The organism is Halomonas alimentaria (assembly GCF_009902005.1).
GTDB lineage: Bacteria > Pseudomonadota > Gammaproteobacteria > Pseudomonadales > Halomonadaceae > Halomonas > Halomonas alimentaria.
The window spans coordinates 1,306,790-1,320,569 of record NZ_WUTT01000001.1; the positions used below are offsets into that span (position 1 = coordinate 1,306,790).

Annotated in this window: 15 protein-coding genes and 1 tRNA gene; 13 read left to right on the forward strand and 3 right to left on the reverse strand. The window is 60.0% G+C overall.

Annotated elements, in window-relative coordinates; genetic code table 11:
* Positions 1–31: 31 nt before the first annotated feature.
* Complete coding sequence (locus GRB96_RS06250) at positions 32–2,227, forward strand: TonB-dependent siderophore receptor (protein WP_161431330.1); 2,196 nt, start codon at positions 32–34, stop codon at positions 2,225–2,227.
* Between the two features lie 75 nt (positions 2,228–2,302).
* On the opposite strand, the gene fhuF is transcribed toward GRB96_RS06250, so the two are convergent.
* Both fhuF and GRB96_RS06260 read right to left on the reverse strand, forming a co-directional pair.
* Complete coding sequence (gene fhuF / locus GRB96_RS06255) at positions 2,303–3,043, reverse strand: siderophore-iron reductase FhuF (protein ID WP_161431331.1); 741 nt, start codon at positions 3,041–3,043, stop codon at positions 2,303–2,305.
* Between the two features lie 78 nt (positions 3,044–3,121).
* Positions 3,122–4,141 carry a CNNM domain-containing protein gene (locus GRB96_RS06260; RefSeq protein WP_161431332.1) on the reverse strand — a complete coding sequence of 340 codons (1,020 nt, stop codon included), beginning with the start codon at positions 4,139–4,141 and terminating at the stop codon, positions 3,122–3,124.
* A 197-nt stretch (positions 4,142–4,338) separates the two neighbouring features.
* On the opposite strand from GRB96_RS06260, the gene GRB96_RS06265 reads away from it, so the two are divergent.
* On the forward strand, positions 4,339–5,382 hold the full coding sequence (locus tag GRB96_RS06265) for a hypothetical protein (RefSeq protein WP_161431333.1): 1,044 nt from the start codon (positions 4,339–4,341) through the stop codon (positions 5,380–5,382).
* A 12-nt stretch (positions 5,383–5,394) separates the two neighbouring features.
* On the opposite strand, the gene GRB96_RS06270 is transcribed toward GRB96_RS06265, so the two are convergent.
* On the reverse strand, positions 5,395–5,997 hold the full coding sequence (locus tag GRB96_RS06270; RefSeq protein ID WP_338074015.1) for a hypothetical protein: 603 nt from the start codon (positions 5,995–5,997) through the stop codon (positions 5,395–5,397).
* A 154-nt stretch (positions 5,998–6,151) separates the two neighbouring features.
* Here GRB96_RS06270 and GRB96_RS06275 point away from each other — a divergent pair.
* From GRB96_RS06275 to GRB96_RS06325, 11 genes are all read left to right on the forward strand, one after another.
* Positions 6,152–6,228: transfer RNA gene (locus GRB96_RS06275), tRNA-Ile, on the forward strand.
* Between the two features lie 97 nt (positions 6,229–6,325).
* Positions 6,326–7,387, forward strand: a complete 1,062-nt coding sequence (locus tag GRB96_RS06280; RefSeq protein ID WP_161431334.1) for a tyrosine-type recombinase/integrase — start codon at positions 6,326–6,328, stop codon at positions 7,385–7,387.
* Positions 7,388–8,102: 715 nt separating this feature from the next.
* Positions 8,103–8,789: a hypothetical protein gene (locus GRB96_RS06285; RefSeq protein WP_161431335.1), complete on the forward strand. Its 687-nt coding sequence runs from the start codon at positions 8,103–8,105 to the stop codon at positions 8,787–8,789.
* 73 nt (positions 8,790–8,862) lie between these two features.
* Positions 8,863–9,186, forward strand: coding sequence for a hypothetical protein (locus GRB96_RS06290; protein WP_161431336.1), 324 nt, complete (start codon positions 8,863–8,865; stop codon positions 9,184–9,186).
* A gap of 2 nt (positions 9,187–9,188) precedes the next feature.
* Positions 9,189–9,839 carry a TrbJ/VirB5 family protein gene (locus GRB96_RS06295; RefSeq protein ID WP_161431337.1) on the forward strand — a complete coding sequence of 217 codons (651 nt, stop codon included), beginning with the start codon at positions 9,189–9,191 and terminating at the stop codon, positions 9,837–9,839.
* A 9-nt stretch (positions 9,840–9,848) separates the two neighbouring features.
* Positions 9,849–10,142 (forward strand): EexN family lipoprotein, encoded by a 294-nt coding sequence (locus GRB96_RS06300; protein WP_161431338.1) that lies wholly within the window; start codon positions 9,849–9,851, stop codon positions 10,140–10,142.
* Positions 10,139–11,134, forward strand: a complete 996-nt coding sequence (locus GRB96_RS06305; RefSeq protein ID WP_161431339.1) for a TrbL/VirB6 family protein — start codon at positions 10,139–10,141, stop codon at positions 11,132–11,134. Before GRB96_RS06300 ends, GRB96_RS06305 begins: the two co-directional genes overlap by 4 nt.
* A 3-nt stretch (positions 11,135–11,137) precedes the next feature.
* Entirely contained in the window at positions 11,138–11,431 is a 294-nt protein-coding gene (locus GRB96_RS06310) for a hypothetical protein (protein WP_161431340.1), read from the forward strand.
* A 551-nt stretch (positions 11,432–11,982) separates the two neighbouring features.
* Positions 11,983–12,588 (forward strand): hypothetical protein, encoded by a 606-nt coding sequence (locus GRB96_RS06315; protein WP_161431341.1) that lies wholly within the window; start codon positions 11,983–11,985, stop codon positions 12,586–12,588.
* A 16-nt stretch (positions 12,589–12,604) separates the two neighbouring features.
* Positions 12,605–12,874 carry a hypothetical protein gene (locus GRB96_RS06320; RefSeq protein ID WP_161431342.1) on the forward strand — a complete coding sequence of 90 codons (270 nt, stop codon included), beginning with the start codon at positions 12,605–12,607 and terminating at the stop codon, positions 12,872–12,874.
* A 127-nt stretch (positions 12,875–13,001) separates the two neighbouring features.
* Positions 13,002–13,658 carry a hypothetical protein gene (locus GRB96_RS06325; RefSeq protein ID WP_161431343.1) on the forward strand — a complete coding sequence of 219 codons (657 nt, stop codon included), beginning with the start codon at positions 13,002–13,004 and terminating at the stop codon, positions 13,656–13,658.
* The last annotated feature ends 122 nt before the right edge of the window (positions 13,659–13,780 follow it).

Genomic DNA, 13,780 nt, shown 5'->3' on the forward strand with positions numbered 1-13,780 from the left:
TCGCACACAAGAACCCAAGGCTTGCTCACCCATGTTCCAGACTGCCGCCCACCCGTTCGGGATCGACCCCCTGGCCCAGGCCGTTCGCCGGGCCCTTGGCCTGGCCACCGCCGGTGCCTTCCTGTTCTGCTCGCCTTCCCTGCTGGCCCAGGAAACCGAACCCGCCGAGGCACTCGAGACACTGACCGTCGAGGCCGAGGCCCTGTCGGTCATCACCGAGGGCACGGAGCGTTACCGGGTGCCGCTCACCAGCACCGCGACCCGGCTCGACCTGACGCCCCGCGAGACGCCTCAGTCCGTGTCGACCGTGACCCGGGCCCAGATCGACGACTTCAACCTGGACACCACCAACGACATCCTGGAGAGCACGCCCGGGGTCACGGTGGAGCGCCTGGAGACGGACCGCACCTACTACACGGCGCGGGGCTTCGAGATCTCCAACTTCCAGGTCGACGGGGTGCGCGTGCCGATGCCCTACAACAACGTGCATGGCGACATGGACACCGCTATCTACGACCGGGTGGAGGTGGTGCGCGGCGCCACCGGGCTGATGTCCGGCTCGGGTAATCCGGCGGCGACGGTCAACTTCGTGCGCAAGCGACCCACCTATGTGCCCCAGGCCTCGGTGTCGGCGAGCGTCGGCTCCTGGGACCAGCGGCGCCTGGAGGCCGATGTGGCCGGGCCCCTGGACGATGCGGGGCGCATTCGCGGGCGCCTGGTGGCGGCCGGGATGCAGAGCGACTCCTTCCTCGACCGGCTGAGCCGCGAGCGGGGGCTGCTCTATGGCGTGCTGGAGGCCGATGTCAGCGACAGCACCCTGGTGACCCTCGGCCACACCTGGCAGCAGAACGACACCGACGGCAACATGTGGGGCTCGCTGCCGCTCTATGACCCCGCCGGCAACCCCACCGACTATGACGTGGAGACCTCCTCGGCACCCGACTGGTCCTACTGGGACGTGGAGACCCACCGCAGCTTCCTCGAGGTGCAGCAGGCCCTCGGTGATCGCTGGTCGCTGAAGGGGACGCTCACCCACCTGGACATGCTCTCCGATACCCAGCTGTTGTATATCTACGGGTCGCCCGATGCCACGACGGGGCGCATCGCCGAGGAGCAGCTGACCCTCAGCCAGTATGACCGCCACCTGGAGCAGTGGGTGGCCGACCTGCATGCCAAAGGTGACATCGAGGCCTTCGGGCGCAGCCATCAGCTGGTTCTGGGCACGGATTGGAGCCAGAGCCGCAACCAGCAGGAGTCTCGCTATCCCACGGCGGACTTCGACGCGGGCGGGCAGGGGCTCCCGCCGCTGGACGACTGGAAAGGCCGCTACCCCGAGCCCGACGCCTGGGTGGCCTTCCCCGGCACCGACGGCGATGCCACGGTCAAGGAGCGCAGCCTCTATGGCGCGGCCAAGCTGGACCTCGCCGAGCGCTGGACCGCGGTGGCGGGTGCCCGGCTGAGCTGGGCCGACACCACCGGCGAGCAGTACGGGGTCTCCCAGGCGAGCGACCACGACCGGGTGCTGACGCCCTATGCCGGCCTGATCTACGACGTCACCGACCGGGCGTCCCTCTACGCCAGCTATACCGAGATCTTCCAGCCCCAGACCGCCATCGACCGCAACGGCGACTACCTCGATCCCGTCGACGGGGTGAGCCAGGAGGTCGGGCTCAAGGCCGATCTGTTCGACGGCGGCGCCGATGCCTCGCTGGCGCTGTTCCGCACCGAGCAGGACAACGTCGCCCAGCCGGCGGGCACCCGGCCGGATGGCACCGCCTTCTATACGGGCGGGGACGGCATCACCAGCGAAGGGGTGGAGGCGACGCTCGCCGGCGAGCTGGCCCCGGGCTGGCAGGCCAGCGTCGGCTATACCTACCTGGAGGTCGAGGACGTCGAGGGCGACGCCACCAACACCTACATCCCGCGCCACCTGGTGCGCGCCACCACCAGCTATCGGCCGGCATCCTTGGATGCCCTCAAGGTGGGGGCACGGCTGCGCTGGCAGGATGAGATCGAGCGTGGGCGTGACCTCGCCGACGGCAAGAGCCGCCAGGGAGCCTATGCCTTGGTCGACCTGATGGCGAGCTACGACTTCAGCGACAGCCTGACCGGCTCGCTGAACGTCAACAACGTCAGCGACGAGGAGTACCTGACCAGCCTCAAGTGGGACCAGGCCTTCCACGGCGCACCGCGTCACGTCATGGCCAACCTGACCTGGCGCTACTGATCCTTATTCGTCGTAAACGGCATGCCACCAGGGCCCACCCCGGCAACGGGGTGGGCCCTGGCGTTGGTGAGGCGGTCAGCACGTTTCGGCGGCACGGGCCCGGCCTCGGCAGGCCAGCGGGCAGTTGCCGCAGACGCCCAGCTCATCGATCAGGTAGCGGATGCAGCACAGGCGACGCACCCGCCGGGGAGCGCCGTCATCGCCCTCGACATAGCGCACTGGGCGATAGAGGGGGTTACGACGCCCGTCGGGCAGCGTGCGGCTCGCCATCAGCGCCCGGGCGGGCTCACCCACGTCCGCTGAGGCCATCGGGTGGTCGGCCAGGGCGCCGGCGAAGTGCTCGAAGTAGTTGCCAGCGTTGCTCCAGAACACCCTGGGCGAGGCGCCGGTGACCGCGGCCAGGGCCTCGATCAGCGGACTCAAATGGGCGTCGAGCAGGGTGGCGAAGCGCGAGTGGGGATCGAGTTCGGCCAGGGGGCGGCCGGCATGGCGCAGCACCAGGCCGGTGGTCTTTCCTTCGGGCGATTGCGCGAGATGAAGCTCGTCCAGGCCCAGCGGCAGGTCGTGCTCGAGCAGCAGGTTGGTCGCCAGGCCATGGGCGATCAGGGCGGCGAAGTGCCACTTCGACCACAGCGAGGCCACCGCCCGGCGATCCCCCCGACCGTACTGGACGCCAAAACGCGTCAGCAGTGCGTCCAGCCGGGCCGGGTCGAGCAGCTCACGGGCCGGCATGCCGTCGGGCGCCACCGGCGCGATCGCCGGCGGGGCGAGGTGCTGCAGGGGGCCGACGTAGAGCCGGGCCAGGGAGGAGGGCATGGCGAGACCACCGGATCCGAGGAAAGCGCCATTATACAAACAATAATCGTTATCAAAAATAGACGGCGTGGGAGCCAGTTACTCCTCTGTCTTCTTGAGGCTCTTGGTCCAGCGCTGGCGGGCGTACTTGCGCAGGTTGGCGACGTTGTCGGTCTCGTCGACGATGTCCTGGCCGAGGATCGTCTCGATGACATCCTCCAGGGTGATCAGGCCGACCCAGGTGCCGAGGTCGTCGTAGACCACGCAAAGGTGCTGACGATCGAGCACCATCATGGTGAACACTTGCTCGACGTTGTCATCGGACTGGATCGTCTTGACCGGATGCATCAGCGTCTTGAGGGCGGTCTCATCGTCGGCCTGGTAGGTATCGGCCTTGTGCACATAGCCCAGCGCCTGCTCGCCGCCGTCCATCACCGGGAAGCGCGTGAAGGGCGAGCGGCCGAGCGCCTCGTCGAACTCCGCCACCGTCATGCCCGGCTTCACGGTGACCGACACCGTGCGCGGGGTCATCACGCTCCTCACGGTGATGTCGTGCAGGTTGAGGATGTTGACGATGACTCGGGTCTCTTCGGGATCCAGCGCCTTCTCCTCCTGGCCGATCTGCGCCAGCGCCTTGATCTCGCCGCGCATATCGGTGTCCATGGCGTCCTTGCCGATGCGCCGAGTGATCTGCTCCGACAACCAGATGAACGGCTTCAGGCTCCACACCATGACATTCAGCGTGGAGGCCAGCATGGGGGAGAGCTGGCGCCAGTAGGTGGCGCCGATGGTCTTGGGGATGATCTCGGAGACAAACAGGATCAGCAGCGTCATCAGCGCCGAGGCGACACCCAGCCAGGCCTCGCCAAACACCACCGTAACCTGGGCCCCGACACCGGTGGCGCCCACCGTGTGGGCGATGGTGTTGAGCGTGAGGATCGCCGCCAGCGGCTGGTCGATGTTGCGCTTCAGGTCGTTGAGCCTGGCGTGCAGCCTGGGGTTGGTCTCACGCACCTGGGCCACGTAGCTGGGTGTCATCGAGAGCAGCGCCGCCTCGAGCAGCGAGCAGAGGAAGGAGACGCCGATGGAGAGGGCGGCAAAGGCAATCAGCAGGAACATGAGGTCTCGTTTGGTGGCCAGAGGAATGCCGCCACAGGCGGCCCCGGCATCATCGCCGAAGCGCCGTCCACCCCGCAAGGCGTGCGGCTGTCGTCTCAACCCGAGCGCAGTAGGCGCCGCGCGCAGCGAGACGGGAGCAAGCTCAGCGCCGATCCGTGTAGTAGGGTGAGGCATCCATCAATCCGGAGGACGACGATATGGTGAGTGCGAAGATCCTGCAGCAGGGCACCATCCACTGCTTTCCCGCCGGCCTCAGGGACGGCAAGGGGCGGCTGGTGAACGCCGAGGTCTCGGCGGTGGCCTACGATGGCGAGCGACTGCTGATGGCCAGCGACAAGCCGATCCCAGGTGAGTCGCGCTCGGCGGTGTTCGCCGTGCCCCTCACCCCCGAGGGGCCCGACGACAGCCGGCTGACCTACTTTACCCAGCCGCTGGTCAAGCAGGCCGAGAAGTACGAGGACTTCGCGCTGACCGCCGATGGCCGCCACGTGCTGGCGACCACAGGCTTCGATCGCATCGATGACGAGAGCCACGCGCTGAACGACTACAACCACCTGCTGATCTGGCCGCTGGGCGAACCGGACCGGGTGCAGGTGGTGGACCCCGACCCGCGCGACGGCGTGGCGGGCTCGCTGGAACTGCGCGACAAGCTGAACGCCGCCATCGGCTTTCCCTACTACAAGATCGAGGGGCTCGCCGCGATCCCCGGCGAGCGGGGCGATGGCCTGCTGCTGTTCGGCGTGCGCGAGCAGGGCCAGGCCCATGACGACTTCGCCTACGTGAGCCGGGTGGTGGGGGCCCACTACGAGATCAGCGAGAGCGGCAACCTGGTGTTCCTCGATGCGCTGCGTGAGCACTATGCCTTCGACCCGGGCGAGCATCCCGAGGTCCGCTACGACTGCGGCCTCTCGAGCCTGGAGTACGACCCCTACCACGCGCGGCTCTACCTGCTGAACAGCTTCGAGGTGGAGGAGGCCGGCGAGGAGCGCATCGGCGGCTACCTGTGGGTGATCGGCCTGGAGGATTTCCGAACCGGCCAGAGCCCGACCCTGGTGACCACCCCGGCGGGCCTGCCGCTGGAGTTCGAGCACAAGGCCGAGGGCCTGGCGGTGCTGGACCATGATCGCCTGTTCGTCGCCTACAATAACGACCGCCACCTCGGCCTGGGTAGTGTCGACGAACGCGACGAGCGCCACGCCTGCGAGGCGCCCTACACGGTGCTCGGGATCTCCGCGACCTGACCTTTCCCTGCCTCAGCGCCGCAGCAGCACGGCGTCGAGAATGACCGGCACCTCGTCGCCGATCTGCTCGTAGCCCAGCAACAGCAGTACCGAGCGAAGCGTCGGGTTGGCCATCAGCTCGCGGCCATCCAGCGCCACCCGCTCGGCGTTGCTGACCCGTACCCGGCCGGGTGCCTCGCGGGTGAAGTGCACCGCCAGGGATTCGCGGTGGGTGGTGCCGCCGGACTGCACCGAGAGCTCGAGCACCTCCACCAGCGACTCGCCCACGGCCAGCGCCTCCAGGCGGTGGGGCGGGAAGCGGGTGGTCACGGTAGCCAGGGGCAGCTCGGTGAGGCCGGAGAGCCAGGGCGGAAGCGATCCCATGCGCTCGATCACGTCGCTCTGGGCCAGCCGCAGGGGCAGGCGCAGGGTGCCATCCGCCTCGGCGCTGCCGGCGAGGCGACGCACCTCGTGCTGATGGGCAATGGGCCCCGTCGGGGCGATCTGCACCACGGTGGCGGCCACCCGCGAACGCGCGGGGTCCAGCTCCCAGGCTGCAGTTGCCGGCAGGGCCAGCAGCAGGGCGAACAGGGCAGTGCCAATGGCAGCAAAACGGCAAGGGGGGAAAGGTCGCACCGGTCGATCTCCACAAGGGCAGGCCACCTGCAGACCGCGGCCGCCGAAGGAAGTGCCGCGTCGGGTGGTTTGGCAAACCAAGGGCAGCCGGCTATGGCCACCTTCATCGCCATTCGCTATCATACGTCGGCGCGTTCGCGCACCTTCCTTGAAAGGGCCTATAGCTCAGTTGGTTAGAGCAGGGGACTCATAATCCCTTGGTCGCTGGTTCGAGTCCAGCTGGGCCCACCAATGAAATCAGCGCCTTACGATTTTTACCTGGTGAGTCCCATAGTCCAAGGGTACAGTTTCGGTACAGTGCCGATCCTTCAGCCCCCTGGAGACTTTCATGGCCACCATCGTCAAGACCCCTGCCGGTAGCTGGAAAGCCGTCATCCGCAAGACCGGCTGGCCCACCACCGCCAAGACCTTCCGCACCAAACGAGACGCCCAGGACTGGGCACGCCGCACCGAAGACGAAATGGTGCGTGGTGTCTATATCCAGCGCAGCGCTTCGGAGCGCATGACGCTCGAAGCAGCCCTCAAGCGCTACCTGGCCGACGTCACCCCCACCAAGAAGCCCAGCACCCAAAAGAGCGAGCGCCACAAGGCCAGCACGCTGATCGAGCACTTGGGCAAGTACTCCCTCGCGGCCCTGACGCCGGAGCTGATTGCCAACTTCCGTGACACCCGCCTGAACAGCATTGGCCATCGTGGCCAGCCTATCAGCGCCAATACCGTGCGCCTGGAGCTCGCTCTGCTTGGCCATCTCTACACCGTGGCCATCCAGGAATGGGGTCTGGGCCTGACCTACAACCCCGTCCAAAACATCCGCAAACCCAGCCCTGGAGAAGGGCGCGACCGGCGCCTGAGCGCCGACGAGGAGAAGCGCCTGTTCGCCGTGCTACGGCAGCACAGCAATCCCATGTTGGCCTGGATCGCAAGAATCGCCCTGGAGACGGGCATGCGCTCCTCAGAGATCCTGACCCTCACTCGCTCCCAGGTCGACGTGAAACGCCGCGTGGTGCGACTCACCGACACCAAGAACAACGAAGCCCGCCTGGTTCCGCTGACTCAGGCCGCCACCGAGGTATTCAAGCAAGCGTTGAACAACCCAGTGCGCCCGCTTGACTGTGACCTGGTGTTCTTTGGTGAGCCTGGAAAGGATGGCAAGCGGGGCCCCTACGCCTACACCAAGCTCTGGAACCAGGCCAAGAAGCAAGCTCGACTGGATGACTTCCGCTTCCACGACCTACGCCATGAGGCCGTCAGCCGGTTGGTGGAGGCGGGGCTATCCGATCAGGAGGTCGCCGCGATCAGTGGCCATAAGTCGATGCAGATGCTGCGGCGGTATACGCATTTAAGGGCAGAAGATCTTGTCTCGAAGCTGGACCGAATACAAAACTACTAGCCAAACCATCTTGGGTGTAAAGCTGCGGTAGTAATAGTAATGTTATTACTATTACTACCGCTGAATAGCCAATCTCCCTTTAACTCCTGCCCAAAGCTAGCCCATGTTATGCCAGCGATGTGTGGCGGGCATGCTTCATATCATATTCTGTATAATATTTTGTATCGTATTTTGTATTGTATTAAGTGTTCGATACGAAATAAGCGCCTGGGCATGCCGCAAGGGAAAGCCGGGGGGCGCCTGCAAGAGTTAGCCTGAGCCGCTGATCTGAGTCTGTAGGCGAAGGGGGTAAAAAATATTGTGTATTTTTGTTAATCTGCAAGATGTTGAAATAATTTATCTTTTTGGTTGTCTATGTAAGTCAAATGGTCAAAGTGATATATATTGATGATCAAAGTATATTATATTGATTTCCCTATAAAACCGGCATGGTTGAGCTTTGTCTTAAATTGGCTAGCATAGGTTTCGTCAACGTTCGATTGATGGGTGCTAACCATGACTGTAGATGACTATCTTGTCGGGCGATTCGGCCTTCTAATGAGCATAACTGACCTGGCGGACCTGCTTGGTCGTTCGCCCGATGGTGTGCGAGTTTCTCTTTATTCAGATACTGAGGTCTCTCGAAAGCTGAAGCCAACGATGGTGAAGGTGGGGCGCCGTGTCTATTTCCGGACGCTCCAAGTAAAAGACGCCCTGAATTTGGAGCCTTCTGAATATGGCGCGTATTAATCCTTCGGTAGTGCAGGAGATTCTGGGGAGGGTGATTGGCTATTATACTGCCTTCACACTTCTTCCTGGTGTTTCTGTCCCTGGTGCAGTTTTTCTCAGTCAAGCCTTTTACTGGAGCCGTAATTCAACGACGAAAGCACGTAATGGATGGTTCTATAAAAATCAGCGAGGCGAAGATAGCTGGGAATCAGAAACGGGATTGACACCGAAACAGCAGGCCAATGCTAGAAAATCATTAGTAGAAATTGGCGTTCTTGAGGAAGAGAGAAGAGACGTTCCTGCAAAGATTTGGTATCGAGTGAACTGTGAGCGCCTGCTTGAGCTCTTGACGGACCAACTCGACGAAGGATCTTCTGGAAGTGGTTGTAATTCCAAGTTTTTCCCTTTGGTCGATTCTACTATCCCTTCTGGCCAATCTGGCGATCAGGATGGTCAAACCTTGATTCGACCAAAGGGCAAATCTATTACAGAGAATACAACACAGAGTACATCAAGAAATAAAAGCGAGGCGGCCAAGGCCAAGGGTTATCTTGGGTCCGCATCAAAATTAACTCGGGCGGAGTTGGCTGAGTTATTGGGCCAGCAAAGAGCAGACCTCATAGCCAGAAATTACGGCAGTGACAAGGTTGGAGCTCCTGCAGTAGAAGAAATGCGAAGAACCCTCCGCACATAGGATTCAAGTGGCGCGGAACGGGGGTGATGGCCCCGACCGCGCCTAACCACGATTGCCTGCATAGGAGGCATCCATGGCTAACAAACAGGGTATCACATCCGCCTACACCGACAGTGGCCTGTCGCGGCTGTACCGGTCACACGCGGTCGAACAGCATGCCATCCAGAGCGAGATTCAAACTCTGGTGATCATCGCCGGTTACGCTTGCGATTTTCTCACCGAAGGGGTGGAAGCCCTTCCCGAAGACTTTTTCACCTGCATCGAGGAGATGAAAGAGGTGATGGAGTCCATTGACTTGAAAAGTCTGGATTTTGAAAAGCGGTCGCTCACGCTCCAGAGAACGAAACGGCGTCTGGAGGCCAAGGCGACCCGTCAGGATCGTCAAAAGGAGGTTTGATCATGAGCAACAAAATTTCGTGCGCACGAAAAATGGCTGGTCTCGCCCTCGCGGCCACCATCGGACTATCGCAGCCAGCCATGGCGGGCGGGATTCCCGTGATCGATGTGTCGAGCCTGACCCAGCAGATTTTGCAGGTTCAGCACATGCTTAACCAAATCGAGCAACTGAAAAGCCAGCTCGCAACGGCCAACAAGGAGCTGGATAGCATGAGCGGGGTTCGTGGCCTTGGGAACGTCATTGACTCGGCCTATGACACCGCCGTGAATGTCGATCCTAACCAGGTGCTGAGTGACGCCGGCATCAGGGGGGCGAACGAACACGGCCTGTCCGATGAAGTGGCGGACCTGTACGACAGCGGCAACCAGAATACGGCGACCTGGCTTGGCCAGTCCCAAAAGTCCCTGGAACAGGCTCAGGATCGTTTCAGCGAGCTGACCGGCTTGGTGGCTGAGGTCAACAACAGCCCGGACCAGAAGGACATTCTGGACCTCCAGGCCCGTATCGGCGCTGAACAAGTCATGCTGCAAAACGAGATGGCCAAGCTGTCCATGCTCCGTTCGCAGGCCGAGGCCAACCAGGCGCTTCACGCTCAGCGGGTTCAGCAGATGCGTGTCGCGTCATCAGGGGAACCTTTCGAGCTTGATTGGTAAGGAGGCCTTATGAGTACCAGAAAAATTTCGTGCGCACGAAATATTGCCGTTTTGGTTCTGGTCAGCGTTGCGCAGTCCGGGTGCGTTGATGACACCCCGGATACTGGCCCGGTGCAGACCGTGGACTGGTACAAAGCGCATGACGACGAGCGCAAGGTGACCCTGGAGACGTGTGGCAACAACCCTGGCGAACTCCAGGAGACGCCGAATTGCATTAATGCACTACAGGCGCAGCGGGCACTGTCTAGCGGTGAGCCCTTCGAGCTCGACCTGTCTAGCCTCAAAAGCGAGGAGGGCTCATGAACCTGTTTGAAGGCATGTTCTCCGTCGTTGATCAGGCACTCGACCAGTACATTGTCAACACAGCTACTGACCTCATCGCTTACATCACTCCGATGTTTACCAGCATGTTGATCGTCTGGATTGCCATCTGGGGCTATTTGATGATGTTTGGCAAGGTCAGTGAGCCCTTGCAGGAGGGCGTTTTTCGTATCCTTCGCATCGGCTTCATCATGACGCTGGGGCTGACGGTCGGTACCTATATGGGCGTCGTGGTGGACTTACTGGCTCACGGCCCGGAAAAGGTAGCAGCAGTCATTACGGGGTCCAATGGAGGCGCAGCGGCCATTTTGGACAGCCTGTTCTCCCGCGTTCTCGCCGTAGCTGATCAGGCCTGGGATAAAGCGGGAGTCATGAGTGGTGATTTCGGCATGTATCTGGTGGCAATTCTGATCATGGTGTTTGGTGGTGGTGTTGCTATTGTAGTGGCGTTCCTCCTACTGGCCAGCAAGGTCGCTACCACAGTGCTGCTGGCGATTGGCCCGCTCTTTATCATCGGCCTGCTGTTTAACAGCACCCAACGATTTTTCGAGAGCTGGCTGGGCATGGTGATCAATTTCGGCATGCTGCTGGTTTTAGGTTCAGCCATTGGGCGCATGGTCATCGATGTCAGCGAAGCATTCATGAACATCGTGGAATCCTCGGCAGGCAGCATGGCCAGTATGACCACAAGCGCCTATCTGATTGCTTTTTTTGCTCTTGGAATCCTCGTGCTGAAGCAGGTGCCGGCCATTGCTTCTGCATTGGGCGGTGGTGTGGCATTGGCAACTCAGGGCGCTCTGGGCTCTGCTATGTCCGCGATGCGTCCCTCAGCCATCCGCCGTCAGTATCGCGGCGTTCAACGTGATGCACGCTTAGCAGGCAGTGCGGCAACCTCTCCGTACCGTGGCGCCAAGTCTGCCTATCGTGCCTACCAGAAGCGTTTCGGTGCTGGCAACACGATGACAGGAGGCTAAGTCATGAATAGCAATATCAAGTGGTTAGATATCTGGCGCGACCGAGTAGCGCGGGTAAAGCGTGGGGTGGGGCTGGTCATCTCGGGCCTGTTACTGGTGGTGGGTATCCTGTTGTCTGTGGCGTTGCTCCCTGAACTGCCTGGTTTAGTCAGCGTCGCTCTTGCTGGCGATGGCGAGGCTGCTCGTACTCTGTTTGTCTGTGTGGCCGGTATTGCTGTGTGTGTTCTCCAGTGGCTATGGCGCGCAACGATATATCCCGAGCTTCGGCGTGATCCACCTCAGAAGGAGACCTCATGAGCTACCGGCGCTTGACACCCGAAGAGATCGAGGACCTGCGAGCTGAGATGCGCGCTTCTGGACAGTGGATGAAAGCTGAGCTGGCCAAGCGTCGCCGAGAGCATGGTGAGACGGGTGCGGTAGAGACAAGTGCCTCCCCTATTACTAATGGCGAAGCCTCCCGATCAGCCCCAGGCGACGAGCAGTTTTGAGACAGGTCTGTCCGTATTGCTAATGGCGAAGCCTAACGCGTATCCCCGTGCTTGATAGCCTCGCCCGAGAAGCAGCCATTTTTCTTACGTACGAAAAGATTGGATGGGTTTGGGGCTAGGGCAGGATTCGCGAAGTGCCGGCACATGGTACCGCCGCCCTGAGTTGATCGCGCCCGAAGAGGGGGGCGGAGTCAAAATTTCTTACGTACGAAAAGTGTGGGTGGTTTTGAGGCTAGGGCAGGATTCGCGAAGTGCTAGCAAAACGTACCAAGGCCCAGTAGTAGCCATCGTGGCAAGTTGGAGAAATTTCTTACGTACGAAAAGTGAGGGTGATTTTGGGGCTAGGGCAGGATTCGCAAAGTGGTACCGGTTGCCGGCACCCTGCTGGCATTTGGTACCAAATTCGAGAGTCAGCGCGTGATGCAGGATGACGAGATGACAGAAACAGCAGTAGTCAAGACCAGGCTGACGCCTGGCGAGAAGGAAGCCTGGCAGCGTCTGTGTGAGGCATCTGGCCGTTCGGAGTCAGACGTACTACGAGAGATGATCCAGCGCGTATGTGGAGAGAGCATCGCCGAAGAAGGGCGAGATATGATGCGAGGTCCAAAGTCTTGCAAGTTATCGATTCGGCTGACTCGTCAAGAGCAGGAGTTGATTACAGAGCGTGCCGCTTACGAGGGCTTTCCGAATCGCACTCGCTGGGCTTCGGCGCTGATTCGGGCGACGCTGCTACGCCAGCCGGTCATGAACGAAGAAGAGCGCTTGGCCTTGATCCAAGCATCTTTCGCACTGACCGACGTCATTGAAAACGCGGGCGGCACCCAGCTGGGTTTACCTCGCATACGGATTAAGGGGCAGGGCCGGGGAGAAATCAGCATCAAGGAACTACAGGACAGAGTCTGTGAGGTTAACGAGCGCGTGATAGCACTGGTCTCCGGTGGGCGCAAGCGTTGGAACCTGGTTTGAGCATAGGAGAATGGAAATGCCTAGATATAGCTTCAAGGTCGACCCGTGCCCTCCGGAGGAAGGCTATGGCTGGGTCCTGAGGTACTTTGAAGATGATTGGGAGATCCCAGGCTACGAGCTGTTTTTGGCACCCCAGGACGTTGAGTGGATGAAAGAAGTTGAATTTGATAATGCACGGTTTTCAGGTGAGCTATGGGTAGAAGAGATGGTTTCAGATGTGGGGGTTGAGGCTTCGTCTAGATCTGAAAAAGAGCCGGATTTCCCTCAGCTTGATCTTAAGTTTTGATAGCAAACACCTTGCTTGCTTGGGGGTTGGGGGTGTTAAGTGCAATTAAAAATGTGACGGTTGACTGTGGTGGCAGTCTTTTGAGGTTTGGCTTGTTGTTTTTTTGTGAGGTGAGGTGATGCTCTCTATGTTAGTAGGCTTTGTTAGCGATCCTGTGGCTCAGTTTTTGGCGCTAGTGGTTATGTTGATCGCATGGGTCTTGTTTAGTCTTGTTCCCGATTGGCAGGATAGAAAAAGGTTGGCATCATCGAAAGTTTTTGATGATCTGTGCGAAGCATTTGTTAAATACAGTTCTGGAAGTGCAGGAGATATAGAGAGGGCTAGGCTTGAGTTTGCTGCAGAGAAGTTTTGTAAGCGCCATTTGAATCATCGCTTAGTTGCGATTGCATTTTTCTCAGATAGTGCACTATCTGTCTTGATGGATATGAGTAAAGTTGCTGGGGAAATAAAGTTTGAGAGCTTTAAGTTTTCCGCCAAAAGAAAAGGGGGTGGCTTTCCGAGCAGGCGTGATGGTGAAAGGATTCTTAGTGCTGGGAAGTGGTTTTATATGCTGTTCGTTTTATTGCTGGCTGTTGGTTATGTTTTGCTGGTTGTTCCTGGTTTCACAAGCAAATCAGCTGTTGGGCTGATGACTATTTCTTCACTTCCTTTTGTTTTGTCAATGATCTTGTCATTCAAGGCGTCAAGGGTTTATAGGTTGGCGAGAGTGGGTGAGTGTATAGAGAGTAATAATATTAACTTAACTTTACATGCTGAGAAGAAGGAGGAACCTCAGCTGTGTTAGAGATTGAATAATCACCGAAGATTTGAGCATCCTCGGCCACAACATGGATACTTTCGAAGGCTGGGCTGCTGTCAGCCCGGCCTCCCGTGTATGATGCCTCCCAATCAGTTCTGAATCGCACA